This window comes from uncultured Parolsenella sp., from assembly GCF_958346945.1.
Taxonomy (GTDB): domain Bacteria; phylum Actinomycetota; class Coriobacteriia; order Coriobacteriales; family Atopobiaceae; genus Parolsenella.
In genome coordinates this window covers 38462-65197 of record NZ_CATVTL010000009.1, presented here as the reverse complement: position 1 = coordinate 65197, position 26736 = coordinate 38462, and the positions used below count along the sequence as shown (strand labels likewise).

The 26736-nt window shown below is 65.2% G+C and carries 18 protein-coding genes; 2 read left to right on the top strand and 16 right to left on the bottom strand.

The window, feature by feature from the left end:
- Positions 1-875: 875 nt before the first annotated feature.
- Positions 876-1931, top strand: a complete 1056-nt coding sequence (locus Q3866_RS06215; RefSeq protein ID WP_301830428.1) for a hypothetical protein — start codon at positions 876-878, stop codon at positions 1929-1931.
- Between the two features lie 488 nt (positions 1932-2419).
- Here the strand turns inward: Q3866_RS06215 and Q3866_RS06210 are convergent, their stop codons facing one another.
- The 15 genes from Q3866_RS06210 to uvrC all read right to left on the bottom strand — a co-directional run bounded on the left by Q3866_RS06210 (position 2420) and on the right by uvrC (position 22268).
- Positions 2420-3430 carry an ABC transporter ATP-binding protein gene (locus tag Q3866_RS06210; RefSeq protein ID WP_301830426.1) on the bottom strand — a complete coding sequence of 337 codons (1011 nt, stop codon included), beginning with the start codon at positions 3428-3430 and terminating at the stop codon, positions 2420-2422.
- The gene (locus Q3866_RS06205) at positions 3431-4546 is read right to left on the bottom strand and encodes an ABC transporter ATP-binding protein (RefSeq protein WP_126421201.1); all 1116 of its coding nucleotides are present in this window, start codon (positions 4544-4546) and stop codon (positions 3431-3433) included.
- A 6-nt stretch (positions 4547-4552) separates the two neighbouring features.
- Positions 4553-5533 (bottom strand): ABC transporter permease, encoded by a 981-nt coding sequence (locus tag Q3866_RS06200; RefSeq protein ID WP_195448021.1) that lies wholly within the window; start codon positions 5531-5533, stop codon positions 4553-4555.
- A 12-nt stretch (positions 5534-5545) separates the two neighbouring features.
- Complete coding sequence (locus tag Q3866_RS06195) at positions 5546-6583, bottom strand: ABC transporter permease (RefSeq protein WP_195448022.1); 1038 nt, start codon at positions 6581-6583, stop codon at positions 5546-5548.
- Between the two features lie 150 nt (positions 6584-6733).
- Positions 6734-8404 (bottom strand): ABC transporter substrate-binding protein, encoded by a 1671-nt coding sequence (locus tag Q3866_RS06190; RefSeq protein ID WP_301830422.1) that lies wholly within the window; start codon positions 8402-8404, stop codon positions 6734-6736.
- 312 nt (positions 8405-8716) lie between these two features.
- Positions 8717-8977: a preprotein translocase subunit SecG gene (gene secG / locus Q3866_RS06185; protein ID WP_293673716.1), complete on the bottom strand. Its 261-nt coding sequence runs from the start codon at positions 8975-8977 to the stop codon at positions 8717-8719.
- A gap of 176 nt (positions 8978-9153) precedes the next feature.
- Positions 9154-10704: a 2,3-bisphosphoglycerate-independent phosphoglycerate mutase gene (gpmI, locus tag Q3866_RS06180; RefSeq protein WP_301830420.1), complete on the bottom strand. Its 1551-nt coding sequence runs from the start codon at positions 10702-10704 to the stop codon at positions 9154-9156.
- Positions 10705-10710: 6 nt separating this feature from the next.
- Positions 10711-11478, bottom strand: coding sequence for a triose-phosphate isomerase (tpiA, locus tag Q3866_RS06175; protein ID WP_301830418.1), 768 nt, complete (start codon positions 11476-11478; stop codon positions 10711-10713).
- Positions 11471-12661: a phosphoglycerate kinase gene (pgk, locus tag Q3866_RS06170; RefSeq protein ID WP_301830417.1), complete on the bottom strand. Its 1191-nt coding sequence runs from the start codon at positions 12659-12661 to the stop codon at positions 11471-11473. Before pgk ends, tpiA begins: the two co-directional genes overlap by 8 nt.
- Before the next feature lie 162 nt (positions 12662-12823).
- Positions 12824-13849 carry a type I glyceraldehyde-3-phosphate dehydrogenase gene (gap, locus tag Q3866_RS06165; protein ID WP_301830415.1) on the bottom strand — a complete coding sequence of 342 codons (1026 nt, stop codon included), beginning with the start codon at positions 13847-13849 and terminating at the stop codon, positions 12824-12826.
- 691 nt (positions 13850-14540) lie between these two features.
- Complete coding sequence (gene whiA, locus Q3866_RS06160; RefSeq protein ID WP_293674299.1) at positions 14541-15470, bottom strand: DNA-binding protein WhiA; 930 nt, start codon at positions 15468-15470, stop codon at positions 14541-14543.
- Positions 15471-16376 carry an RNase adapter RapZ gene (gene rapZ, locus Q3866_RS06155; RefSeq protein WP_293825917.1) on the bottom strand — a complete coding sequence of 302 codons (906 nt, stop codon included), beginning with the start codon at positions 16374-16376 and terminating at the stop codon, positions 15471-15473.
- A gap of 375 nt (positions 16377-16751) precedes the next feature.
- A complete protein-coding gene (locus tag Q3866_RS06150) occupies positions 16752-18317 on the bottom strand; it encodes an InlB B-repeat-containing protein (RefSeq protein ID WP_301830413.1) in 1566 nt (521 codons plus the stop codon).
- 968 nt (positions 18318-19285) lie between these two features.
- Complete coding sequence (gene pfkB / locus Q3866_RS06145; RefSeq protein WP_301830411.1) at positions 19286-20185, bottom strand: 1-phosphofructokinase; 900 nt, start codon at positions 20183-20185, stop codon at positions 19286-19288.
- A gap of 55 nt (positions 20186-20240) precedes the next feature.
- Positions 20241-22268 (bottom strand): excinuclease ABC subunit UvrC, encoded by a 2028-nt coding sequence (uvrC, locus tag Q3866_RS06140; RefSeq protein ID WP_301830434.1) that lies wholly within the window; start codon positions 22266-22268, stop codon positions 20241-20243.
- A 549-nt stretch (positions 22269-22817) separates the two neighbouring features.
- Between uvrC and Q3866_RS06135 the strand changes: the two genes are divergently transcribed.
- The gene (locus tag Q3866_RS06135; protein ID WP_301830410.1) at positions 22818-25073 is read left to right on the top strand and encodes a GNAT family N-acetyltransferase; all 2256 of its coding nucleotides are present in this window, start codon (positions 22818-22820) and stop codon (positions 25071-25073) included.
- 108 nt (positions 25074-25181) lie between these two features.
- On the opposite strand, the gene Q3866_RS06130 is transcribed toward Q3866_RS06135, so the two are convergent.
- Positions 25182-26714, bottom strand: coding sequence for a hypothetical protein (locus Q3866_RS06130; protein WP_301830409.1), 1533 nt, complete (start codon positions 26712-26714; stop codon positions 25182-25184).
- Positions 26715-26736: the final 22 nt, after the last annotated feature.

Sequence of the window (26736 nt, the reverse complement as noted above, 5' to 3'; positions counted from 1 at the left end):
CCTCGGCTGCACGCGGTTGGGCCTAGTGCATCCGCCAATCGCTTGATGGCTCGCCACCACGACCCCAACCGTACCAACTCCGACCAGCACCCCCTCCCCGCAGCCTCGGCTGCACGCGGTTGGGCCTAGTGCATCCGCCAATCGCTTGATGGCTCGCCGCTGCACGCAAATCGGCCTAGTGCATTTGGCTCCTGGGCCGCTCGCCCCTCTCCGCTAATACACATTCCGGTTTTGCGAGCAACACACGCGTGGCAACTGCCCTCCCCTAATACACTTGCCCCAGAAACGGGCAGCCCGGTCTCCAGCCCACTCTCATCCGCTAATACACTTGACTGATTTGGGTGCAGCGCCAGGCCCACTGTCCTCGCCCCCTAATACACTTGCCCGTCATAGGTGCAGCACCGGACTCGCCGCCCTTCTCCCCTAATACACCTCGTCGACTTCCGCGCAGCATGGCATGCGCGTCCTGCCTGCGCCTACAGGGCCTCGTGGTTGACAAGCATGTGCGCCCCGCAGCATGGCGCGCGCCCCATTGAAGCGGAGCAACGAGCCCGCCGAGGGCGCCGCATCCATGGCACAGCCCTCCGTGCCGCACGCCTCTGACGCTTGTTAGATTTCTGACAGGTCATCATCGTTGTTAATAACTCGAAACGATTACTGTCCCCAAAGCTTTGGGCTGCACGAGACCCTTCTGGGCCACAGGATCACGGGGACACAAATTCCCCTGGCGCCATCTTCTCCAATCCTCCACTGTCAGATTTGTGTTAGGCGCCATCTACCAGCAGTTTTTATCGTGCGATGTTCCATTTTTGCACCATGCAATTTCGTCAAGATATTCCATCGACACCCAGGCAGCGCGATGTTACCGTCTGCCCATGGACACCTGCATCTCGCACGATACGGCGCTGCGCTGGCTGCTCGCCAATCCCAACCCCCTTGCCAGCGGCCTGGGACGTCGTTGCGCCGCCTCACTGCCAAACCACGCCCCCTCGCGCGGCGACGCCCCGCTCATCGCCGCGGCGCTTGCACTCGATGAGGGCCAGCCCATGGACGTGCTCGTCGCAAGCCGCGGCAAGCGGCCCCAGTCGGGGCGCTATGTCGGGCACATCGGCAAGGATCCCCTTCCCACGGGGTCTTTCATCTCGCTTGACCGAGCATGCAAGGGACTCGCCATCGTCTCCCCCGAGCTGCTCTTTGTCGAGATGGCCCGCTCACACAAGCTCGTAGACCTCATCGCCATTGGCTATGCGCTCTGCTCCGGATACCGCCTGGTGGGCGAGAACGGCGACGTCATGACGCGCGAGAAGAACGACAAGCCCCTCACCTCGGTCGAGAGGCTTGGCAACTATCTTGACCGCGCCGGCACCATGCGAGGCAAGACCGCAGCGCGGCGAGCTCTTCGCCACATTGCCAACGGGTCGCTCTCGCCCAGGGAATCGAGCCTGGCGATGAGCCTGTCGCTCCCGCTCAACCTGGGAGGCTATGCCCTCGGGATAGTCGAGATGAATCGCAGCGTAATGGTTCAAACGAAGACGAGCGCAGACGGCAGGGCCATACGCGAGGCTCGCCGACCCGACGTGGTCATAACGGCCCGAAGGCGCGGAGGCGAGCTTGCTCACGCCGCAATTGACTACGACTCGGACACGCATCACCTCGACGCCAAGAAGCGCGAGAGGGACACCGTGAGGAGAAACGACTTCCAGGCATCGCTCGGCATGCCCTACTTCACGCTCACCACAAAGCAGGCGACGGACTACGTTGCCTTCGAGAAGTTCGTCCACACGGTGCGTAGGTCCCTGGGAATCCGCAACAGGCTCTTCGCTCGCGCAGAGAATGACGAGGAGCGGCTCGAGGCAATTCGACACCAGCAGTTTAAGCTCTGGCTGAGGTTCCTCTCCTCGGCGGCCGTCACGGTAGGAAGGACGCTGTAGGTCCAGCACGCCACCGGTGCCCGCATTGGTAGACAGGAAGTTGTAGGGCCGACGCGCGCTGCACGTCTTTTGGCGTAGCGCGTTCTCCACCAGATGAAGGGCACGGCGCTGCACGTCATTAGGCGTAGTGCATTGGACGGAAGGAAGCCAGCTGCACGCTAAACGGCCTAGTGCATTGGTCGGGGAGATACACCACACCGATTTAAGTACAGCAACCAGACGGAGCCGCCTGCAGAGAACGCACGAGGCCCATCTGCGTGCAGCGTCCGCCCAAGTCCGCGAGCCATAGACACACCAAGATCAACTACGTGCACCCATAGGCCGAGAAGGACCCACTCACGCCACGCATCATCCGCACGCGCCAGCGCGCAACGCACGTCACCCGCCAACGCCCACACACCACGCATCGCCCGCACGCGCAGCGCGCCGCCCGCGCGCAACATAAAACGCCCCTTGCCGCGAAGCCGCGGCAAGGGGCGAAACGTACGCTACAGCTCGATCGAGGAGCCCTTGATGGGGTGATCGGCCGCAAAGTGGCAGGCGCAGAAGTGGCCGGGGGCCATCTCGCGCAGCACGGGGCGCTCCTGGGAGCAGATCGCCTGCGCGATGGGGCAGCGCGTGTGGAAGCGGCAGCCGCTCGGCGGGTTGATCGGTGAGGGCGGGTCGCCCTTGAGGATGATGCGCTTGCGCGAGTGCTGCACGTCCGGGTCCGGGATGGGCACGGCCGAGAGAAGCGACTGCGTGTAGGGGTGGTTCGGCTCAGCGTAGAGGCTCTTCCAGTCGGAGACCTCCATCATGTTGCCGAGGTACATCACGGCCACGCGGTCTGAGATGTGCTGCACCACGGACAGGTCGTGGGCAATGAACAGGTAGGCAGTGCCGTACTGCTTCTGGAGGTCCTTCAGCAGGTTGAGCACCTGGGCCTGGATCGAGACGTCAAGCGCCGAGACGGGCTCGTCGCAGATGATGAGCTTGGGCTTGAGCGCGAAGGCGCGGGCGATGCCCACGCGCTGGCGCTGGCCGCCGGAGAACTCGTGCGGGTAGCGGTTGATGTGCTCAGGGTTGAGGCCCACGATGTCGAGCAGCTCGCGCACGTAGTCCATGCGCTGGTCCTTGTCGGGCATCTCGCCGTGGATGACGAGCGGCTCGGAGACGATCTCGCCGATGGTCATGCGCGGGTTCAGGCTCGCATAGGGGTCCTGGAAGATGAACTGCATGTCGTGGCGAACAGCCTTGAGCTGCTTCTTGTTCATCCCGGACATGTCCTGGCCGTCAAAGACGACCTTGCCGCTCGTGGGGTGCGTGAGGCGCATGATGCAGCGGCCCGTCGTGGACTTGCCGCAGCCGGACTCGCCCACGAGGCCAAACGTCTCGCCGGGGTAGATGTCGAAGCTGATGTCGTCGACGGCCTTGACGCTCTTCTTCTCCTTCGAGAAGACGCTCGAGTCGACGGGGAACTCCTTGCACAGGTGCTCCACGTGAAGCAGGGGCTCGGTCATTTACGCCTCCCCTCCCTTCGTGGCATCGGCCGCGGCGCGCGTGCGCGAGTTCGCGGGCGCGTTCTTGCGAACGAACTCCGCGTCCATGGAGTAGTGGCAGCGCGCGTAGTGTCCGGTCTCGGTCGTGTAGGTCTCGGGACGCTCGGAGCGGCACTTGTCCGTGGCGTACGGGCAGCGCGGAGCGAACGAGCAGCCCTTCGGCAGGTTCACGAGTGAGGGCGGGTTGCCCTTGATGGGCGTGAGCGGCTTCTTCTCGTCGGTGACCTGCTCGGGGATGGAGCGCACGAGGCCCCAGGTGTAGGGGTGGATCGGGTTGTAGAAGATCTCCTCGGCGGTACCGAACTCAACGGGACGGCCAGCGTACATGACCATGATCTTATCGGCCACGTCGGCCACGACGCCAAGGTCGTGCGTGATCATGACGATCGCGTTGCCGTTCTTCTCCTGCATCTCCTTCATGAGCTCGATGATCTGTGCCTGGATCGTCACGTCGAGGGCCGTCGTGGGCTCGTCGGCGATGAGGATGTCGGGGTCGCAGGCAAGGGCCATGGCGATCATGACGCGCTGGCGCATGCCGCCGGAGAACTGGTGCGGGTAGTCCTTGACGCGCTGCTCGGGGTTGGGAATGCCAACCATGTCGAGAAGCTCGACAGCGCGCTTGGTGGCCTGCTCCTTGGTGTAGCCGCGGTGCAGACGCAGGCCCTCGCCGAGCTGGCGGCCGATGGTGTAGACCGGGTTCAGCGACGTCATCGGGTCCTGAAAGACCATGGCAATGTCGTTGCCGCGGATCTGCTGCATCTCGCGCTCGCTCATCTTGAGCAGGGACTTACCACGGTAGCGAACGTCTCCGCCCTCGATCTTGCCCGGGGGCATCTCAATGAGGCCCATGATCGTCATGGCCGTCACGGACTTGCCCGAACCGGACTCGCCCACCACGCCGAGGGTCTCGCCGCGGTCGAGCGTGTAGGTCACGCCGTCGACGGCCTTGACCACGCCGTCGCCCGTGTGGAAGTACATCTTGAGGTCGTCGACCTCGAGCAGGTGGCTACCCTCGGGAACCGGCTGGTTCTTGAGGTCGAGCTCGGGCTCGACTGCCTTCTTCTTACCGAATGCCATCTAGCATCACGCGTCCTTCATCTTGACGTCGAGCGCATCGCGCAGGCCGTCACCGAGCAGGGTGAAGGCGAGCACCGTCGAGAGGATTGCAAGGCCGGGCATGATCATGAGCCACGGCTGCGTCTGCAGGAATGTCTGGCCGTCCTGGATCATGATGCCCCAGGAGGGCGTGGGCGGCGTGACGCCCATGCCGAGGTAGGACAGCGCACTCTCGGTGAGGATGGCGCCGCCGATGTTCATCGTGGCGTAGACCACGATGGAGGCCACGGAGTTGGGGAAGATGTGGCGTGCGATGATGCGCAGGTCCGACGCGCCCATGGCGCGCGCAGCGTCCACGTAGTCGTTCTCCTTGACCGACAGGATCGCCGAGCGGAACACGCGGGCGATGGAGGGCCAGCCGAGCACGCCGATGGCGATGAACACGTTCTGGATGCCCTGGCCCATGACGGCGAGCATCGTGATGACGAACAGCGTGTAGGGAATCGCCAGGAACATGTCGGCCAGGCGCATGATGATCGTGTCGAACCAGCCACCGTAGAACGCGGCAAGCGCACCCATCACCAGGCCGATGCCCGTGGAGATGAGCGTGGCGATGACGCCGACGGTGAGCGAGACGCGCGAGCCGTAGATGACGCGGACGAGCTGGTCGCGGCCCGTGGCGTCGGTGCCGAACGGGTGCTCGGGCGAGGGCGGCAGCTTGGAGCTCTGAGCCACCGTGGTGGTGTCGATGTCGGTGGGCGAGCCGAGCAGCTGCGGGGCCCACAGGTCTGCCGTGAGCGCGACGAGGACCACGAAGATGATCCAGACGGCGCCGATGACGGCGAGCTTGTTCTTCTTGAGACGCTTCCAGGCGTCGCTCCACAACGTGCGCGTGGGAGCGGCCTCCTCGGCGTCGGCCTTCTCGCGCGAGGCCTTGAGGGCGTCGGAGAAGGCGCCGGACTGCTCCTGCTGATCGTCAGAAGCCTGCGGCTTGTTGTTCTCAGTCATGTCTCTCCTCCCCTAGCCCTCGTCCTTGGGCGCGCCAAAGCGGATGCGCGGGTCAAGGAAGGCGTAGCTGATGTCGACGAGCAGGTTGATCACCATGACGACGATGACGATGACCGTGACGCCGCCCAGGACGATGGGCCAATCACGCTGGGTCACGGCACGGTAGATCTCATAGCCAACGCCGGGCCAGTTGAAGACCGTCTCCGTGAGAATGGCGCCGGCGAGCATGCCGCCAAAGTCGATGCCGATGTAGGTGACGACGGGGATGAGTGCGTTCTTGAGCGCGTGGTGCCAGATGATGGCGCTGCGGGAGAGGCCCTTGGCCTTCGCCGTGCGGATGTAGTCTTGGTTGAGCACCTCGAGCAGCTGCGAGCGCATGATGCGCGCCGTGTAGGCCGTGGAGACCGCGGCGAGCGTCACGGCGGGCAGGATGTAGTGGACCCAGCTCTCGAACTCGGAGTTGGAGCCGCCCGCACCCGAGATGGGCAGGTAGAACGCGCCGTCAGTGGCGTTCTTCAGGAAGACGCCAAAGAACAGCTGGAGCAGCATGCCGAGCCAGAAGGCAGGCATTGCCACGAGGACGGACGTGACGAGCGTCACGAGTACGTCCCAGAACGAGTAGCGCTTGATGGCGGAAACCATGCCCGCGCCTATGCCGACAACCGCCTCGATGAGGATGGCGACGATGGCCAGCTTCACCGTGTTGGGGTACTTGTCGGCGAGAATGTCGGCAACCTTGAGGTTGCGCGTGTACGAGGTGCCGAGGTCTCCATGGAGCAGGTCGTTCATGTAGGTGAGGTACTGCTTCCAGAGGGGCGTCGGGATGGTGTCGCCGTTCTCGTCATAAATCGGCTTGTTGTTCTCGTCCGTCTCGATGAGCCCATTGGAGATGCGAATCTGCAACTCGGTCTCAGGCGTTACCTGCTTGCCGCCGGTGATGATCTTCACCGGGTCGCCGGGCACGATGGCCTTCATGGCGAACAGAATCATCGTCACGCCAATGAAGACGGGGATGAACTGCAGGACGCGCTTGAGTATGTACTTTCCCATGCGTACAACTCCTGTCGTGGGTCCGGGTACGCGCCCCTTGCGCGGGGCGGACCCCCTACTGGCAACGGGGCACCTCGGAGGATGCCCCGTTGCCGTATGCGGGCGCTTGCCCGCGGGTGTCTAGCAAAAATGCCAGCTCAGAGCCTATGTTTAGGCGCTCAGCTCGACCGTGCTCATGTCGCAGAGCTTCTGCGGGTCCACGTAGAGGGACTTGACGCGCTGCGAGCAGACCATCTGGTGCTTGTAGTAGAACAGCGGGATGACCGGCATGTCCTCGGCGATGAGCTTGTCGACCTCCTGGTACTTGGCGACGCGGTCGTCATCGGAGGCGATGGCGCGGGCTTCGAGCAGGCTCTTGTCGACGTCGGCGTTGGAGTACTGGCCGTAGTTGTTGTCGCCACCGGTCACGAACAGCGGGTACAGGAAGTTGTCCATGATCGGGTAGTCGGCAATCCAGCCCAGACGGCCGACCTGGAAGTCGGCGTTGGGGTAGGTGTTGGAGAGGATGGAGGCCCACTCGGCAGTGTTCGAGGAGGTCTCGATGCCCAGGGCGCTCCAGTCGGCCATGACCATCTCCATGACGGCCTTGTGGTCACCGTCGAGGTTGTAGGTCAGGGCAATGGAGAGGTTGCGCTTGCCGTTGGCATCGGCCGGGTACTTCTCGTCCAGGATCTTCTTGGCGGCGTCAACGTCATAGCGGGAGTCGGCCCACTCGTTCTCGACGTAGCCCTTGATGCCGGGCGGGACGATGCCGCCGGCCGGCTCGCGGGTGCCCTCGAAGACGGTGTCGCAGATGGCCTGACGGTTGATGGCCAGGGACAGGGCGTGACGCAGGTCCTTGTCCTTGAGCTGCTCGTCATTGACGTTGAACATGAGGTAGTAGATGGAGAGCTCGTCGCCCGTCAGGACCTCCTTGCCCGTGGTGGCCGTGTAGCCGTCCTCGGACTCGCCGTACTGGGAGATGGCGTCCTTGAGCTGGGTGGTGGGCACCTGGGCGACGTCGAGGTTGCCGGCCTGGAACTCGGTGTAAGCCGTCTGGACGTCCTTCTGGATGTTGAAGTGAATGCCGTCGAGCTTGGCCTTCTCGCCGTAGGAGTAGTCGTCGAAGCGGACCAGATTGATCTGCTGGCCGTCCTCCCACTTGCCGTCCATCTTGAACGGGCCGTTACCCACGGGGGCGAAGAAGAACGTGTCGAAGTCCTCGAGAGCGCAGTCAGGCACGGGCGAGAGCGCCGGGTGCATGCAGACGTAGGGGAAGTCGGCGTAGGCCTGGGAGAGCTTCACGACGAGGGTGTCGTCGTCGGGGCAGGTGACGCCCTTGAGCTCGGTGGCGTCGCCGGCGGAGAGCTCGGAGTAGCCGTCGACCATGGCGAGGTGATAGCCAATCGCGGAGGCGTGCTCTGTGGAGGTGTTGGGGTTCAGGATACGCTCCCAGCCCTGCTTGAAGGACTTGGAGGTGACGGTGGTGCCGTCGTGGAACTTGGCGCCCTTCACGAGGTGGAAGGTGAACTCGTCGGCGGCGTCGTTGACGTCCCAGGACTCGGCGGCAAGGCCCACGAGCTCGTTCTTGGTGAAGTCATAGGTGGTGAGGGCGTCAAAGAGCTGGTAGCCCACCATCATGCCCTGATCCTCCTCGAGGTCATACGGGTCGATGGCGCTCGGGTTGTTGATGTAGTAGCTCAGAGTGCCACCCTCGGCGGCGGAGCCGGAAGCGGCGCTGGTGTCTCCACCCTTCTTGCCGCAGGCGGCGAGCGCGGCCATGGCGCTGGCGGCCAGGCCACCCTTCACGAACGTGCGACGGTTCATCGTAGGCTGGGTCATAATGCCTCCCTATGTTGCGATGCCCTGTCAGGCGACCCGTGCGCCTGGGCTCCAGAGCATCTCGAATGTGGGCGGGGAGGTCCTGGCCTTCTCGGCGTCTATGCAGCCGCCCGGCGCGCGCGGCGCCTAACTGAGCTTGGCAAGAGTCCCCGCTTGCAAACTTGTCATGTGATTATCCGATATTGGATGGTGGGCGGCAACCTGAACGGACGCTTTAGCGCAGTAAAGGAAACAATTTGAAACAGACTAGAAACAAAGGGCGCGCCTCCCCCGCGGGAGACGCGCCCATGCGTTCGATATGTGCCGCGGCGACTAGCCGAGCGAGGAGACCGTGCCCAGCGGGTAGGTGAGCATGAAGATGACGATCGTGGCCATGAAGATGACGGCCGCGATGACGGTGAGGCGGTCGAGGTTCTTCTCCCACACGCCCGAGCCGGCGTTGGCGTTGTACATGGAGGAGGCGATCATGTCGGACACGCCGGTGCCCTTGCCGGAGTGCATGAGCACCAGGACGATGAGGGCGACGGCGGAGATGGCCCAAGCCACCAGAAGGATCGTGTTGAGAGGACCCACAGTTGCTCCTTTAGGGAGAAGTTACATTCATGCAAATGATGAGGATAGCACAAGTTGGCACATTAGCCTCGGGGACAAAAGACCCGTCCCTCTGTCCCCAGGCTGTATGGAATAGGGCCGCTACCAAATCAAGCGGCAGCGGCCCTAAAGGTGAAGCAAAAGACGGAGCTCGGAGGCTACTCCTCGGTGGCGAGCACGCGGCCCGTCATCTGCTTGGAGGGCTCTAGGCCCGCAAGCGTCAGCATCGTCGGGGCGATGTCGGACAGGCGACCGTCCTCGATGCCCGTGAGCTTGGCGGCCGGGTCGGCCACGATGAAGGGCACGCGGTTCGTGGTGTGGGCCGTGAACGGGTGCTTCTCGCCGTTGACCACGTCAAACATGTGGTCGGCATTGCCGTGGTCGGCCGTGATCAGCGCAAAGCCGCCCTTGGCGAGAATCGCCGGGACAACCTTGGACAGCGCGGTGTCGACGGCCTCGACGGCCTTGACGGCGGCTTCGAACACGCCCGTGTGGCCAACCATATCGCAGTTGGCGAAGTTCACGATGTAGAAGTCGGCGCGGTCCTCGTTGATGGCCTCAACCAGCTTCTTGGTGACCTCGGGGGCGCTCATCTCGGGCTTGAGGTCATACGTGGCGACCTTGGGGCTCGGCACGAGCACGCGCTCCTCGCCGGGCTTGGGATCCTCGATGCCGCCGTTGAGGAAGAACGTCACGTGGGCGTACTTCTCGGTCTCGGCGGTGTGCAGCTGCTTCAAGCCGTTCTCGGCAATGACGTCGGCCAGGACCTCCTCGGGGAAGGTCTTGGGGAAAGCAACCTCGACGTCGAACGTCGGGTCGTACTCGGTAATCGTGACGAAGTGCGACAGGGCAATCTGCTCGCGCTCGAAGCCGTCAAAGCCCTTGTCGGTGAAGACGCGGGTCATCTGGCGGGCACGGTCGGGGCGGAAGTTGAAGAAGATCACCGCGTCGCCGGCAGCCACGCCCTCGTTGTGGGCGGCAAACGGCTCGATGAACTCGTCGCCGCGCGGGTCCTTCTCGTAGTAGGCCTTGATGCCCTCGACCGGGCAGGTGTCCTCGGCGGCCGGCGTGACGATGACGTCGTAGGCGCGCTTGATGCGCTCCCAGCGGTTGTCGCGGTCCATGGCCCAGTAGCGGCCCGACACGGTGGCGACGCGGGCGTCGACGCCGGTCTTGGCAGACAGGTCCTTGAGGAAGTCGCAGAACTCGGCCATGTAGCCGGCACCGGACTGCGGGTCGACGTCGCGGCCGTCCATGAAGGCGTGGACGCGAACGCACTTGACGCCGCGCTCGGCGGCCATCTTGGCGAGCGCCTCGACGTGGCTCATGTGCGAGTGCACGCCGCCCGGGCTCATGAGGCCCATGAGGTGCAGGGTCTTGCCAGAGGCCTTGACGTCGTCCATGGCCTTGACGAAGACCTCGTTCTCGGCGATGGAGCCGTCCTTGATGGCGTTGTTGATGCGGCTGAGCTCCTGGAACACGATGCGGCCGGCACCGATGTTGAGGTGGCCCACCTCGGAGTTGCCCATCTGGCCGTCGGGCAGGCCCACGTCCTCGCCGGAGGCGCCCAGCGTGGTGTGCGGGAACTCGGCGTAGAGCGAGTCGAGGTAGGGGTGGCTCGCGTTGGTGACGGCGTTCTCATCGTTCGCCGGGGCCAGGCCGCAGCCGTCCATGATGACGAGCAGGGCAGGGAGATGACGCTGAGTCATAACTGATTACTCCCCCGCCTTGACGACCATCTGGGAGAAGTCGGCAGCCTTGAGCGAGGCGCCGCCCACGAGGGCGCCGTCCACGTCGGGCTTGGCAACGAGCTCGGCGATGTTGCCGGGCTTGGCGGAGCCGCCGTAGAGCACGCGGATGCCGTCAGCGAGCTCGGCGCCGAAGATCTCAGCGAGGGTCTCGCGAATGGCGCCGCAGACCTCCTGGGCGTCGTCGGCCGTGGCGGTCTTGCCGGTGCCGATGGCCCAGATGGGCTCGTAGGCAACCACGAGCTGGTTGGGGTCAGAGATCTCGAGACCAGCGAGGCCGGCCTTGACCTGGTCGGTCACGTGCTTGACGTAGGTGCCCGCCTCGCGGACCTCCTCGGGCTCGCCGCAGCAGAAGACCGGGACGATGCCGGCGGCCACGAGGGCCTTGGCCTTCTTGTTCTCGTCCTCGTCGGTCTCGTGGAAGTAGTCGCGACGCTCGGAATGGCCGATGATGCAGTAGGTGCAGCCAGCGCTCTTGAGCATGTCGCAGGAGGACTCGCCGGTGTAGGCGCCCTTCTCCTCCCAGTAGACGTTCTGCGCGCCCAGCGCGATGGGGGCGGCGGAGATGCGGTCGTGGACCGTGGTGATGTCAATGGTAGGCGGGCAGACGAGGACCTCGACGCCAGCGGGGACCTCGGGCAGGGCCTGGGCCAGCTCGTCGGCCAGCTTGGCCGCCGCGTGGACGTCGTTGTTCATCTTCCAGTTACCAGCGATGAGAAGGGTGCGATTAGGCATCGAGAAGCGCCTCCACTCCGGGAAGGGCCTTGCCCTCGACGAGCTCCATGGAAGCGCCACCACCGGTGGAGATCCAGCTCATCTTGTCGGCCAGGCCGAACTTGTTGACGGCCGCGACGGAATCGCCGCCACCGATGATCGACGTGCAGTCAGAGTCCGCGACGGCGCGGCAGACGGCCTCGGTGCCGTGCGCGAAGTTGTCGAACTCGAAGACGCCCATGGGGCCGTTCCAGAAGACGGTCTTGGCGCCCTTGATGGCCTCGGCGTAGAGCTCCTCGGTCTTGGGGCCGATGTCCATGCCCTCGCGGTCATCGGGGATGGCGTCGGAGGCCACGACCTCGGGCACGGCGTCCTCGCCGAAGTGGTCGGCAACGCGGTTGTCGACGGGCAGCAGGATCTTGACGCCCTTCTCCTCAGCCTTCTTGAGCATCTCGCCCGCGCGCTCGACCCAGTCCTCCTCCTTGAGGGACTGACCCACGCTCAGGCCCTTGGCGAGGAAGAAGGTGTAGGCCATGCCGCCACCGATGATCAGGGTGTCGGCGGAGTCGATGAGGTGGTCGAGCACGCCGATCTTGCTGGAGACCTTGGAGCCGCCGACGATGGCGACGAAGGGACGCTCGGGCTCGGCGAAGATGCCGGTGAGGGTGTCGACCTCCTTCTCGAGCAGGAAGCCGGCGACGGCCGGGATGTAGGCGGCCGGACCCACGACGGAACCCTGGGCGCGGTGGGCGGTGCCGAAGGCGTCGAGGACGAAGACGTCGCCGTAGGAGGCGAGGCGCTTGGCGATCTCGGGATCGTTCTTCTTCTCGCGCTTGTCGAAGCGGACGTTCTCGAGGACGAGGACGTGGCCCGGCTCGAGGGCGTCGACGGCGGCCTTGGCCTCGTCACCGTAGGTGTCGGCGACGAAGGAGACGGGCAGGCCGCTCATCTCGGCGAGCTTCTCGGCAACCGGCTTGAGGGAGAGCTCGGGCTGGAAGCCAGTGCCCTCGGGGCGGCCGAGGTGGCTCATGAGGATGACGCGGGCGTTGTGCTCGACCAGGTACTTGATGGTGGGCAGGGCGGCGGAGATGCGGGTGGTGTCGCCCACGACGCCGTCCTTGATGGGCACGTTGAAGTCGACGCGGCACAGGACGCGCTTGCCGTCGACGTCGATGTCGCGGACGGTCTTCTTGGTAAAGGCCATGGTTGATCCTTTCGTGTCTGTGGAGGGCGGGCGGGCCGCCGACGCGTTCTGCGCGCGGTGCGAGCGAGCCGGTGTCTGCGTGGCCCTCCGTCAACAAAAAGGGCGCGGCCGCGGCCCGAAAGCTGCAACCGCGCCCCTCAAAGCTACCTAGGGAAGCGTCACTTAGGCGACGAACTTCTCGAAGTACTTGATGGTGCGGACCATCTGGGAGGTGTAGGAGTTCTCGTTGTCGTACCAAGAGGTGACCTGCACCAGGGTCTGGCCGTTGCCGAGGTCAGAGCACATGGTCTGCGTGGCGTCGAAGATGGAGCCGTGGGTCTCGCCGACGATGTCGCGGGAGACGATCTGGTCCTCGTTGTAGGCGAAGGTCTCGGAGATGGTGGAGGCGTAGGCCTTCATGGCAGCGTTGACCTCGTCGACGGTGACCTTCTTGTCAACGACGGCGTAGAGGTTGGTCAGCGAGCCGGTCGGCGTCGGGACGCGCTGGGCGGCACCGATGAGCTTGCCGTTGAGCTCGGGGAGAACCAGGCCGATGGCCTTGGCAGCGCCCGTGGTGTTCGGGACGATGTTCTCGGAGCAGGCGCGGGAGCGACGGAAGTTGCCCTTGCGCTGCGGGCCGTCGAGCGGCATCTGGTCGCCGGTGAAGGCGTGGATGGTGGTCATGATGCCGGAGACGATGGGGGCGAAGTCGTTCAGGCCCTTGGCCATCGGGGCGAGGCAGTTGGTCGTGCAGGAGGCAGCGGAGATGATGTTGTCATCAGCGGTGAGCTGCTCGTGGTTGACGTTGTAGACGATGGTCGGGAGGTCATTGCCGGCAGGAGCGGAGATGACGACCTTCTTGGCGCCAGCGTTGATGTGGGCCTGGGCCTTGGCCTTGGAGGTGTAGAAGCCGGTGCACTCGAGCACGACGTCGACGTCGAGGTCGCCCCACGGCAGGTTGTTGGCGTCGGCCTCCTTGTAGATCTTGATCTCCTTGCCATCGACGATGATGGAATCCTCGGTGGACTCGACCTTGTGGTCGCGGGCGTAGTTGCCCTGCGTGGAGTCATACTTCAGAAGGTAGGCGAGCATCTCAGGGGAGGTGAGGTCGTTGATGGCGACGATCTCGGAGCCCTCGTGGCCGAACATCTGACGGAAGGCCAGACGACCGATGCGGCCAAAGCCGTTGATAGCAACCTTAACTGCCATGCTTTCTCCTTTCGAAGGCCCTTCGGGCGCCCCTTGCGCCGAGCGGACCTAAGTTGGAAACACCATCGGTAATAGTACCGCTTTTGAGTGCCACTTAAACGGCAAAGCGACGGCAAGGTTGGCAAAACTCGCCGTCTACCTGCAAGTTGTCTACTGAACCATGGTCAGGTTGGCATGGTTTTAAGCATTCGCGGCAGGTGGCGGGCACGCGGGCGATGTGTGGAGACTGTATGGCGCTGGCACGGGGCAGGCTTTGCGGCAGCTGACACGGAGCAACGTGGCCGCGCAGCGCGGAGGGGAGGGCGCGGGACGGCTGCTGCGGGCATTCGTAGCGGCGGGGCATTCGAAGTGCAAACCTGGGCTCATGGGATGGTCGATTTACGCGGTGATTGCCTCACGAAGCCACTTGCCTGCAGGGCATCAACGAGAGCCGCAAGAAAAATCACGTCAATTAGGTAACCTGGCGTGCCCACATTGAGCGGACCACTTCTACGGGCTCTCTTCAACTAGGGTTTTGCTGCTATTTGTGACAGGGAACTCGGACTTTTTCCAATCTGGTTACCTAATTGACGACAAAAATTTGCCAGCAGACCGGCAGCAGGCGCATGCGGGCGGCGAAGGCACGTTGGCCGAGATGCAGGAGGCAGACCCAAACGCCCGCAGGCGTGTGGGGCGGCAAGCCCCGAGCCCCCTACTTGCGGCGGCCCACGAGCTGCTCGAGGCGCAGCACGCGGTGGTACAGCGCGCTCTTCGAAAGCGGCGGGCGCATGGCGTTGCCCAGGTCGCGCAGCGACAGGTCGGGGTGGGCACGGCGAGCCTCGCAGAAGGCGCGCAGCGCGGGCGGCAGCTCGTCAAAGCCAATCTCACGCTCGACCTCGTCGATGAGCTCGAGCTGGTCGGCCGCGGCGCCCGTCGACCTTGCCTGGTTGGCGATCTCTGCGTTTACCCGACGGTTCACGTCGTTCTTGACGCTCTTCATGACGCGCACGTTCTCGACGGCCCGGGCCGTGCGCCGCGCGCCGATGACGCCCAGGAAGCGCACGATGTCGTCAAAGCTCTTGAGGTAGATGGCGTAGCTGCCGCGACGGCGGTTCACGCGCGCCGTGATGTTCTCGTCGTCGAGGAGCTCCACGAGGTCGTCGGCGAACTCGTCGCCGGTGACCGCAATCTCGAGATGGAAGTCGCCGCGTGGGTCGGCGATGAAGCCGCCGGCCATGAACGCCCCGCGCAGGTAGGCGGCGCGGCAGCAGGGCCGAGCCACCACGCGGGCGGCGATGCCCGAGGAGAGGCCGCGGCCAAGCACGAGCACGCCCATCTGGATGAGCGCCTGCTCAAGGCCCTTCTGCTCGGGAATCTCGATGAGGTAGTTGCGGGTCTTGTGCAGGTTTGAGCGACGCACGGTGAGCGACGTGTCGAGGTCGAACACCTTGTGGGCCAGGCGAATGACCGTGCGGGCCACGGCGCCTGTCTCGGTGGAGACGCGAATCGAGTAGGCGCCCGACCCGTGGAACGACAGCGCGCCGCAGACGCGCACGAGGGCCGCGAGCTCGGCGATCTCGCAGGCCGGGCAGCTCCCCTCGACGCGCGACAGCTCGTCTTTGACCTCGGCGGTAAACGACATCTAGCTCGTCCTCACGTTGGCGAGGGCCAGGTCGCGGTGACTCAGGCTCACGTGATAGCCGCACTTCTCGAGATAGGCGGCCGTGGCGTTGGCGATGGCAACGCTACGGTGCTGGCCCCCGGTGCAGCCCACGGCAATGGAGAGGTGGCTCTTGCCCTCGGCCACGTAGCCGGGCATGGCGACGTCGAGCAGGTTGAACCAGGCGTCGCAGAACTTCTCGGTCACGGGGTTGTTGAGGACGAAGTCGCTCACGAGCTTGTCGTTGCCGGTGAGGGCGCGCATGCGCGGGTCGTAGAAGGGATTGGGCAGGAAGCGCACGTCGATCATGAGGTCGGCCTCGACGGGCATGCCGTGCTTGAAGCCAAACGAGAAGACGCTGACCTCCATGAGCTGCTGGTCCGTGAGCTCTGAGAACGCGCGGCGCAGACGGCGGCGGAGCTCGGCGACCTTGAGGTGGCTCGTGTCGATCACGAGGTCCGAGGCGTCGCGCACGGCACCGAGCTGGGCGCGCTCGCGGGCGATCGTGGCGGCCAGGGACTCGCCGCCCTGGGCGAGCGGATGGCGGCGGCGGTTCTCGTCGTAGCGGCGCATGAGGATGTCGTCTGCGGTGTCGAGGAAGAGGACCTTGCAGGACAGCTCGTGGGCGCGCAGGGCCGCGATGGAGTCTGCGAGCTCGTCGAACAGGCCCTGGCTGCGCAGGTCGCAGGTGACCGCGAGGTGGCGGCCGACGCCGGAGTTGATGCCCACGAGCTCGGCGAGCTGCAGGATGAGGCGCGGGGGCAGGTTGTCGATGCAGAAGTAGCCCATGTCCTCGAAGACATGGAGGGCCTGGGTGCGGCCCGAGCCGCTCATGCCGGTGATGACCACAACGTCGGGTACGCGCGCGGCGGCCTCGGCGGTGCGCATGCTGGAGCCGGCGCTGTCCTGGGCGAGGGTGGGGCCGGGCGCGCGCACGACGTCGGCGCTGGCCTGGGCCGCAGCGGCCACGCGGGCGCGGGAGGCGGCGGTGCGGGCGGCGGCCTCATCGGCGGCGGCAGCAGCGGGGGCCTCGGTGTTAGCGGGGGCCTCGCTCGACGCGGCGGCGGTGCTGGTAGTGCGGTTTTCTGCTTCGCGTGGCGCGTCCATGGGCGTGCGCTCCCCTCTCGTGTTTTCTGCCTTCGAGTATAGCGTGCGGGTGGATACGCCCGGCCGCTCGCGAGGCGCACGTTGCGTCACGGCAACAAAAAGGGCGCCCCGAAGGACGCCCCATGCGCGGGTGCTTATGTGCGAGAAGCGCGAGCGCTAGTTGTTGCGACGACGCAGGGCGACGGCAGCGACAACGACCACGATGCCAGCAACAGCAATCGCAACCGGCACCATCATGTTGGTGTTGTCACCGGTCTGGGGCAGAGCCTTCTTGGGGGCATCGGCCTTCTTGTCACCATCGGCAGGCTTGGGGTCGGTCTTGGGGTCGGTCTTGGGGTCGCTCTTGGCAGGATTCTTGGTCCACATGGCAACGAGAGTCACGTCAGAGGTGGGAACGAAGGTCGCGTCGACCTTCGCGTCGCCATCGTACCAACCAGAAACGGTGTAGCCCTCGACCTCGGGGACGGCGGGCATCTGGTCGCCTACGGCCTCGCCAGCCTTGACCACGGCGGTCTGGAACTCGCCATGGCCGTTGGTCTCGAAGTCCACGAAGTAGACAAGGCGATCGACGTCGTCGGCAGTCTTGCCATTCTCCTTGGCGAAGGTGTTGGCGTCATCGGTGTTGTAGAAGTAGATCGTCTGGCCGTTGACCTCAACGGTGGCAACGGCAAGGTTCTCGACCTCATCGGCAGCGTTGACGTAGAACTTGCCCTGCTTATAGGAGGTCACGTTGCCGCTGGTCACAAACTTGGCAACGGAGGAGTCGCTGAACTGACCGCTGGAAACGGCCGGCGCGAGGTTGATGCCGTCGTCGGCGCCGAGGTTGGCAAGAGACCCATTGAAGGTACCCGCCTGAATGTCTACGGTGCCGGTGTTGTTGACGTTGCCCGTGCCAAAGAGCGAGCCGGCTCCATCGTTGGCGGAGGTGAAGTTACCGCCCTTAATGGTGAGCTTGCCCTGATCGGCAGTGATCCCATAAGCGCCGTTAGCAATGAGGGACGAGGCGGTCTCACTCACGGAGAAAGTGCCGTCGTTAACCTCGGCTACATTCCAGTTGAGGAGGGCAGGACCGGAGGTGCTGGTGAAGGAGCCACCATTAATCGTCAGGAAGCCAAAGTCGTCGTTCTTGACGGCATTCATGCCGTTGGAGACCGAGCCGGAGTTGATTGTCAGCGAAACGTGGGCGTCCGTGGGCTCGCTCAGGCCGCAGTCATTGCCCGTATTGCCATACCAGCCATTGTCGATGGCGCTGGTGCCGGCGTCGAACTGGGTGACGCTAGCGCCATCGATCGTCATGGTGCCGAGGTTCTTGATGACGTACCACTTGGAGCCCATAAAAGTGCCACCGTTGAGGTTAGCCGTGGCGCCAGGAGCGTTGTACAGGGCTGCCGTCTGGCTCACGTTGCTGCCATCAACAGCGCCCTCACCCGTGACGGTGAGATTGCCGTTGTTAGTAATGGCGGCCCACTTCTGAGCACCGGTAAGCTTGTGGCCACCGAGGTTCAGCGTGAGCGTCTGACCGGCAGGCACGGTAATGCTGGCAGTGATATCCTCGCCGAGCGTAATCTCGGTCTCACCGCCAGCGATGGCGGCCTGAAGATCGTCAGCGCTAACGGCGGTGTAGGGGTCAGCCAGAGCCGGGGCCGGGGCTACGCCCAGAGCGGCGACGAGCGCGGCAGCGACAAAGGCCGCGGCACCCGCCAACATGCGTCTCTTCCTCATATGTTCTCCTCTCGTCATCCGGGTCTCGAATGAGTTGACTAGCGATACCAATACAGCCTGAAATTGTAGCCCCCAAGCCAGCAATTCTTGAACGCATCTGAAAACTAATGGGGCGATTCCGTAAAAGGTCGGTAAACCGGCTGCCGACCGCGCGCATACGAAGGTTTTCGCAGCTTAGTCAGCGAATCGGAGCGCCATTCGCTGACTCCGCCAGCGGCACATGGCGACACGGACGCACTTGGACGCACTTGGTTTGCGGCCTCTTGCTCTACCCCGCCCCATAATTATGGAGCGCGCGGGCGCTTTGCACGCAATCAGAACCAGTCTGATAGGGCACATCGCGTGCAGGCTGGGCATGCATGCGGCGGTCGCATGCGAGTTGAGCTCTTGCATTGCCGAGAAGGACGCAAAGCCAGGGCGCTGCACCTTATTCGGCCCTGTGCATTCACCAAAAGGTAAGGGACAGATGCACGGGGGCGAATGACGCACGGCGGTCGAGGCGCGTGAGCTGGCCCAGCCCCTTTGGAACACGTGCCAAAGGGGATGGGCCTGATGGCACGGGCGCGGGGGCGGCGTGTTGCGCAGGCGGCGCCTGGGGCGCCGCACGTTATCGGGCGTCGTGCATTCCCAAGCGGGGCACGAAGCCAGGGCGCTGCACGTTATCGGGCTTCGTGCATTGCCGAGAAGGACGGCGCCGCGAGGCGCTGCACCAAATACGGCGTCGTGCATTCTCCGTAAATGAGCGGACAAATGCACAACGACCATTTATGTGCACGCCGGCCCTTCTCGCCCTCAAAGCAGAAGGGGCCCCGAATGCACCAAGCCGATTCGCGTGCAGCACAAGGCAGCCAAGGATCACGCAGAATGCACGAGGCCGATTTGCGTGCAGCGCGCGCCATGCGGGGCGTCATACACGCCAGTCCTTCTCGCACAAGAAAGCGCCCGCGATGCCTTTGGCACGCCCCGAGCTACTGGGCCATGAGCTGCTCGACCTCGTCGCGGGTGGCAAGGTGATCGCTGAACGCCGAGGCCGACCCCGCGCAGAGGCCCATGCGGAAGGCCGTCTCGTACGAGCCCGTCTCGGCCAGGCCCGCCAGGAAGCCGGCGACGCACGAGTCGCCCGCGCCCACGGAGTTGACCACGGTGCCGCGCGCGGCCGGGCTCTCGTAGACGGAGCCGTCCTCGGCCACGAGCACGCCGCCCTCCCCCGCCATCGAGACGAGGACGTTCCTCGCGCCCTCCTGCTGCATGCGGCGCGCGTAGGGCACGACGTCGGCGCGGGTCTTGAGCGCAGCACCGTAGATGTCGCCCAGCTCGATGTTGTTGGGCTTCACAAGGAACGGCTGGTAGGGCAGCACGCGACGGAGCAGGTCGCGCTCGGCGTCGACCACGATGCGCACGCCGCGGCCGGCCAAGCGCGCCATGATCTGCTCGTACATGTCGCTGGGTAGGCAGGCCGGCACCGAGCCCGAGACGACCAGCGTGTCACCCGCGACCAGGACGTCAAGCTTGGCCAGGAGCGCGTCGACGTCTGCGGCCGTGACCTCGGGGCCCATGCCGTTGAGCTCGGTCTCCTCGGCACTCTTGATCTTTGCGTTGATGCGGCTCATGCCCTTCTCGACATGGATGAAGTCCGCGTCGACGCCCGCCTGGGCCACGCGGCGGGCGATCTCGTTGCCGGTAAATCCCGCGAGGAAGCCCAGCGCGCGGCTCTTGTGACCGAGGTTTCCCAGCACGACGGACACGTTGATGCCCTTGCCGCCGGGCAGGATCTGCTCGTAGACGGTGCGGTTGATGACACCCAGGCGCATGTCGTCGACGCGAACGATGTAGTCGAGCGAGGGGTTGAACGTAACGGTGCAGATCATGCGGCTACCTCCACGACGTTGTGTTTGCGCCCATTCTACGCCGCGGCGAGGCTCGCTATTCGTCCGAGTCGGCGAGGTCGGCGCCCGCAGCGACAGCGGCGCCATCGCCCGCAGCAGCGCCGTTGCCAGCGGACTCGCCCTCGCCCAGGGCGCGCTCGCGGCCGTCCTCGCGCTCCTCGTCCCAAGCGCGCAGCGTGGTGTACACCTCGTGCGCCACCTCGGCGGGAATCCCCGGCACGGCGGCAATCTGCTCCTCGGTGGCCTCGCGCAGGCGCTTCATGCTCCCAAACGCGCGGCGCAGCGCGCGCTTGCGCTTCTCGCCCACACCCGGGACCTCGTCGAGGATCGACACGGTCATGGCCTTGCCGCGCAGCTCGCGGTGGAAGGTGATGGCAAAGCGGTGGGCCTCGTCTCGCACGCGCTTCACCAGGTAGAGCGACGCCGAGCCGCTGGGCAGCACCACGGGCATGTCGTCCCAGGGCACGAACAGCTCCTCGTCCGACTTGGCAAGGCCCGCCATGGGGATGTCGAGGCCCAGCTCGCCCAGCTGCTCCATGGCAGCCGTGAGCTGCGGCTTTCCGCCATCGAGGATGAGCAGGTCGGGCTTGGCGCCAAAGCGCTCGTCGGCCATGCGCTCGGGCGCGTAGCGGCGGGCGAGCACCTCGCTCATCGAGACGAAGTCGTTGGCCTCGTCGAGCTCGGCGCGAATCTTGAAGCGGCGGTACTGGCCCTTGTCGGGCTTGCCGGCCGTGAACACCACCATCGAGGCCACCGTGTGCTTGCCGTGGATGGTCGAGATGTCGAAGCACTCGATGCGCATGGGAGGCGCGTCGAGGGCCAGGGCGCTCTCGAGCTGGAGCAGGGCCTCGTTGGTGCGCTTGTCCTCGTAGCCCGTGCGCAGCTCGTATCGCGCGAGGTAGTGGTGGGCGTTGTTGGTGGCCATCTCGGCGAGGTGGGCCTTCTGGCCGCGCTGCGGCACGCGGATGGAGACGTTGCGGCCGCGCCGCGCCGTGAGCCAGCCGGCAAGGGTGTCAGCGTCTGTAAGGGCAACGGGCACGCAGACCTCGAGGGGCAGGTCGCTCGTCTGGTCGTAGTAGCGCTTGACGAAGCCGCTCGCGAGCTCCTCGGAGCCCACATCGAGGCCCTTGTCGAGCACAAACTCGCAGGTACGGCTCACGCGGCCCTCGCGCACCACGAAGACGCAGGCGCCCGCAATGGTCTCCTCGCGCCAAAAGCCCACGACGTCGACGTCCTGCGCGCTCGACAGCACCACGCGCTGCTTGTCGTCGAGGCCGTCGATGACCTGCAGGCGGCGCTTGACGCGGGCGGCGCGCTCGAAGTCGAGGTTCGCGGCGGCCTCGGCCATCTCGTCTTTGAGCTGGGCCACGAACTGGCCCCGGTGACCTGCGAGAAAGTGCTCGACCTGGGCCACGTTGGCGGCGTACTCCTCGGGCGATATGCAGCCCGCGCACACGCCGGGGCCGCGGCCCACGTGGTAGTCGAAGCAGGGACGGCCGCTCTCGGCCTGGGCCAGCGCCACGACGTCGCGCTGCTCGGGGTGGGCCTCGATCTGGCGGCGCACGCGCTTCCACTCGGCGCAGGTCGCGAGGCACATGGGCACGATCTTGCGCACCACGTCGATGGTGGCGCGCGCGGCGCGGGCGTCGGTGTAGGGGCCAAAGTAGCGGGTGCCGGGGCGATGGCGCTCGCGGGTGTACTTGAGGGCCGGGTAGACGTCGTCCTTGGTGATGGCGATGTAGGGGTAGCTCTTGTCGTCCTTGAGGTCGACGTTGAACGGCGGGCGGTACTGGTGGATGAGGTTAATCTCGAGGACGAGGGCCTCGTGCTCGGAGCCCACGACGACGTAGTCGAAGCTCGCGGTGGCGGCCATGAGGCGCGGCACCATGGGGCGTTCGTCGGTGAGTTGCACGTACTGGCGCATGCGGCTGCGCAGGTTCTTGGCCTTGCCCACGTAGAGCACGTTGTCGGCGGCGTCCTTCCACAGGTAGCAGCCCGGGTCGGTGGGGACGAGGGCGACCTGCTCGGCGATCGAGGGCGCGGGGCCGGCGGCAGGGGTGGCCAGCGCGGCGGCGGGAGCGGGGGCGACGGGCTCGCTCGTGGTGGCGCTTGCGTTGGGCGAGGCGGGCGCGGGCGTCGCCGCGGCGCTGGGCGAGACGTGCGCGGCGACGGTGTCGATGTCGCTAGTGTTGTCGCTGCTCACGTGGCCCTCCCCTCGCCGGCGCGCGCCGCTTCTGCTCGCACGCTCGTTGCTCTGCTCGCACGATTCTATCGCGCCATTGGTTTTACACGTCCCGGGGCCGTCAGACGTGCACAACCGATGGCGGTTTGCCGCAGACGTGCAAAACCGATGGGGAGACGCGCCCCAAACGTGAGCAACCGATGGGGAAATGCGAGACGCGCGGACACGACACGTCCCAAACGTGCGCAACCGATGGCTCGCCGCGCCTTCGCCGCCCCGCCGCACGCGCCGTTGCCGCCGTACGCCCCGCCACACGCCGCAGCAGCGCATGCGCCGTTTGTATGGGAACGCCTGCAAGCCGCGGCGCCGCTGCGTGCGAGCCCGTAAACTATACGGTTGCACAAAAGCCAACGGTCAGACACAGGAGCATCCGTGATCGAAGCCAAGGAAATCACCCACAACGAGCTCGAGGCCCGCGCCGAGCAGCTCGGCATCAACCTGCCCATCGAGCAAACGGCCACCTGGGCCGCCTACCAGGCAACCATCGAGGGCCGCATGCCCTGGGGCTGCGTCGCGCTCGAGGAGGACGGCCGCACGCTCGCGCTCATCAGCCTCATCGACTACGAGACGCACGGCTACCACTATCTGCGCGCAAACCACGCGCCCGTCTGGGCCGAGCAGCCCAGCGAGGCCACCGAGGCGGCCGCAATCGACGCGCTGGCGGCCCACGTGCGCGGGCGCGACCGCAAACAGAAGTTCATGCGCATCTCGATCCTGCACGAGCTGGAGAGCACCACGCCCGTGCTGTCGGGCATCCCCTATGACAACACCGTCGTGATCGACGTCACGGGCGGCGACGAGGAGATCCTCGCCCGCATGAAGCCGCGTGGCCGCCGCGACGTGCGCAAGGCCCTGCGTGAGAGCCCCGTGACCTGCGCCGACGAGACCGACCGCGCCGCCTCCGACTTCTCGGAGTACTACGCCGTCATGGTCGAGACCGCCCAGCGCGACGGCTTCAACCCCGCGCCGCAGAGCGACTACGAGGACATGATTCGCCTGCTGGGCCCCGACCACTGCCGCGTCTTCGCCGGCCGCGACGAGAAGGGCCGCGTCGTGACGTGGTCGATCGTCACCATCAACGGCACGCGCGCCGTACGCTACTACGGCGCAAGCCTCAACGAGACGATGCGTCAGCACGTCACCGACAAGCTCGTCTACTTCGAGTGCTGTGACCTCGGCGCCAACAAGGGCTGCCTCGACTACGACATGATGGCCATCGGCAGCGACTTCTCGCCCAAGCTCCTGGGCCTCAACGAGTTCAAGACCAAATTCACCAAGCAGGTCACCGCCGTGGCGCCAGACCGTGACGTCCCCCTGCACAAGACTTTCTACAAGGCCCTCACCGCCGCCAAGGACCTTCGTGACCGCAAGGCCGAGAAGGCCGCGGCCGCCAAGCCCGCAAAGCCTCGCGAGGGCCTCGTGCCCATCGTGCTGGGCGGCGACATCGGCGCCTACGCCCTCGCCCGCGAGTTCCACGAGGCCTACCACGTAAAGCCGCAGATGCTCGCCTCGTCGCCCATCGCGGCCGTTGCCCACTCGCAGATTCTGGACGTTCACCCCGTCGAACGCCTGAGCGAGGAAGAGGTCACTCGCGTCGTCCGCGAGATTGCCGAGAAGAACGCCGAGAAGACCTGCGTGGTCGTGGGCAACACCGACGCCCTCATCAAGGTCCTCTCGAACTGCCGCGACAACTTCCCGGTCAACTGCGTCACGCCCATCCCCGATGCCGACGTCATCGACCAGGTGTCCGACAAGATCACGTTTGCCCAGCTCTGCCGCGAGCACGGGCTCGACACGCCCCTCACCGAGGTTGTCCACCTCGCGGGCGACGGCAAGATTGCCCCCAGCGCCATCCCCTTCCCGCTCGTGGCCAAGCCCGCCCGCTCATCCGAGTACGCCGCGCACATGGCCCATGGCTTCAAGAAGGTCTACTTCGTTCACGAGCAGGCCGAGCTCGACCGTCTTTGGGACGCCTTGCGCGAGGACGGCTTCCATGGCGACTTCCTCGTCCAGGAGCTCATCGAGGGCGACGACACCTACATGGACAGCCTCACGCTCTACATGGGCACCAACGGCAAGGCGCAGCTCGCCGGATCGGCCCAGGTGCTGCTCGAGGACCACGCCCCCTCCATGCTGGGCAACCCCGTCGTCATGGTCACGCGCCCCATGCCCGAGCTGTGGGAGAAGGCCGCCGAACTGCTCGAGTCCGTGGGCTATCGTGGCTTTGCCAACTTCGACATCAAGCGCGACAAGAAGACGGGCCGCACCCTTTTCATCGAGGTCAACCCCCGCATGGGCCGCAACTCCTATTACGTCTGCGCCGCGGGCGTCAACCCCATGCGCGCGCTCGTGACCGATGTGGTCGACGGCAAGGGCAAGCGTCTGCTCAAGGCCGACGAGACGGTCCTCTACACCCTCGTTCCGCTGAGCCTCGCCAAGCGCTACGTGCTCGACCCAACCCTCGCCGCCGAGGTTGACGGGCTCATTGCCGCAGGCAAGGTCGTAGACCCTCAGCGCTATGCGGCCGACATGGCGCCCTGCCGCCGCCTTGCCGTCGAGCTCACCGAGAAGAACCAGATCCGCAAGTTCGCGAAGTACTATCCCGAGCCCACCGAGACCTCGTTCTAGCGAGTCTTCCACAGGCGCCACGCCGCCTCATGCGCCATGCGCGAGCTCAAGCAAACGGGCTCCCCACGATAGCGTGGGGAGCCCGTTGTTCATTCGGCGTCGCTCGATCTATGCAGCGTAGGTAAACCTGTAGACGCACAGGTCGACGCTTGGGTCGGCAGAGCTGGGACCAAGGTCCTCGACCACGCTCGCCAGGACCTCGCGTCCGGAGTGCTCGGCAAGGTACGTGCGGATGAGCTCCATGTTCGTGGGGTTGAGAACCGCCACCATGTTGCTCTTCTCGGGAAGCTGCTGCAGCAGGTCGCCGCCCTCGATGCCCCAGCGCTCGAGCAGGGTGGCCCAGGGCGCAGTGTGGTTCTCCCAACCACCCACCTGAATCATGTTCTCGGGATACTCCCAGCCCTCGAGGTCAAAGGCCGTGAGCCCGCGAAACATGATTGTCTGGGTGCGGCCAAAGACAACGAGCTCGTTGGGGTGGTCGGCCACGTAGGAACGGGCCGCCTCGGTTGTCTGGGCGCTGCCGCGCGTGGCCAGGGGACGAATCGAGGCATACCAGAACGCACCGCAGACGCCCAGGGAGAGCACCACGGACGCAATAACGGCGAGAAGCGCGGGCGAGGCGGCGACATCCGGCATCGGCGCAACGTGCCGCCCATGGACCCGCTCGGTCTTCCCAACGGTCGAGATCAGGGCGAGAACCGCGACGGCAATGAGCGGGATCACGACGTGCAGACGCACGCGGGCCCGCAGAATGAGCAGGACGCAGCTCGCCGCGAACATGACCACGATGCCTGCGACAAGCGCGTGCACGCCACCACGCTCCCCACGGTGGAGCAGCCACCCGTAGGCAGCCACAACCGCCACCATGCCCACGAGCAGGTAGGTGGTCTTGGCGCGCAGGGAAGCGCCAACGTTAGAGAGGCCCAGGTGATCCGAGGCGGGGGCAAGACGCTCGAACAGGTCGGTATCAAAGACGGAATCATCGGCAAAGAGCCAGCTCTGGAGCACCGCGACATCGTTGTCGGACAGCTCGGGGGCAAGCTCCCGCACCTGTTCGACCGTCATGTCGGGATAGTCGAGGACGTTGCGGCCGGCATCGAGGTAGGAGGCATAGCCCTCCCAGCCGGGCGTGTGGTCATAAGCGAATCGACCGGCAAACGCGCAGGCGGCAATGAGAAGAAGGACCACCGCACCTCGAGCGATCGAGGCAAGATTGCGATTCTTCGCAAGGACCCACAGGGCAAACGGGGCAAAGATGACAATGGTGGCAAGGCCGCTCTCGGGGCGCAGGGCATAGCCCAGAACAACGAGCAGGACGCCCAGGATATCCGAGATGCCAACGGACTGCGGGCCATCGAAGGCGGCGCGGCGTATCACAAGCATGAGACCGGCGGCGCAGACAAGAAACGCCACGATGGTGTACGTGAGGTAGAGCGTACAGATGACCTCGAACACGAAGAGGATGGCGAGGCTTGCCACACAGAGGTTCGCGCTCATGCGCGAACGCAGCACCTCGTCATAGGCAGCCCAAAACGAGGCAACCGTAAGCAGAAGGAGGAGCAGGGCATACCAAGACACCTGCGGAAGACTCGAGTAGAGCGCACCGAGCGGAGCGCTCACCAGCACGAGAGAGTAGGGCATGAGCAGGCTAGGACCCGCGGCA

Bases quoted from the DNA above. Each gene is read 5' to 3' on its own strand.
- gpmI (WP_301830420.1), bottom strand. From the start codon at position 10,704: ATGACTCAGCGTCATCTCCCTGCCCTGCTCGTCATCATGGACGGCTGC.
- Q3866_RS06215 (WP_301830428.1), top strand. From the start codon at position 876: ATGGACACCTGCATCTCGCACGATACGGCGCTGCGCTGGCTGCTCGCC.
- whiA (WP_293674299.1), bottom strand. From the start codon at position 15,470: ATGTCGTTTACCGCCGAGGTCAAAGACGAGCTGTCGCGCGTCGAGGGG.
- Q3866_RS06205 (WP_126421201.1), bottom strand. From the start codon at position 4,546: ATGGCATTCGGTAAGAAGAAGGCAGTCGAGCCCGAGCTCGACCTCAAG.
- Q3866_RS06200 (WP_195448021.1), bottom strand. From the start codon at position 5,533: ATGACTGAGAACAACAAGCCGCAGGCTTCTGACGATCAGCAGGAGCAG.
- Q3866_RS06195 (WP_195448022.1), bottom strand. From the start codon at position 6,583: ATGGGAAAGTACATACTCAAGCGCGTCCTGCAGTTCATCCCCGTCTTC.
- tpiA (WP_301830418.1), bottom strand. From the start codon at position 11,478: ATGCCTAATCGCACCCTTCTCATCGCTGGTAACTGGAAGATGAACAAC.
- pfkB (WP_301830411.1), bottom strand. From the start codon at position 20,185: ATGATCTGCACCGTTACGTTCAACCCCTCGCTCGACTACATCGTTCGC.
- Q3866_RS06210 (WP_301830426.1), bottom strand. From the start codon at position 3,430: ATGACCGAGCCCCTGCTTCACGTGGAGCACCTGTGCAAGGAGTTCCCC.
- pgk (WP_301830417.1), bottom strand. From the start codon at position 12,661: ATGGCCTTTACCAAGAAGACCGTCCGCGACATCGACGTCGACGGCAAG.
- Q3866_RS06190 (WP_301830422.1), bottom strand. From the start codon at position 8,404: ATGACCCAGCCTACGATGAACCGTCGCACGTTCGTGAAGGGTGGCCTG.
- gap (WP_301830415.1), bottom strand. From the start codon at position 13,849: ATGGCAGTTAAGGTTGCTATCAACGGCTTTGGCCGCATCGGTCGTCTG.
- Q3866_RS06130 (WP_301830409.1), bottom strand. From the start codon at position 26,714: ATGCCCTACTCTCTCGTGCTGGTGAGCGCTCCGCTCGGTGCGCTCTAC.
- rapZ (WP_293825917.1), bottom strand. From the start codon at position 16,376: ATGCGCACCGCCGAGGCCGCCGCGCGCGTACCCGACGTTGTGGTCATC.
- Q3866_RS06150 (WP_301830413.1), bottom strand. From the start codon at position 18,317: ATGAGGAAGAGACGCATGTTGGCGGGTGCCGCGGCCTTTGTCGCTGCC.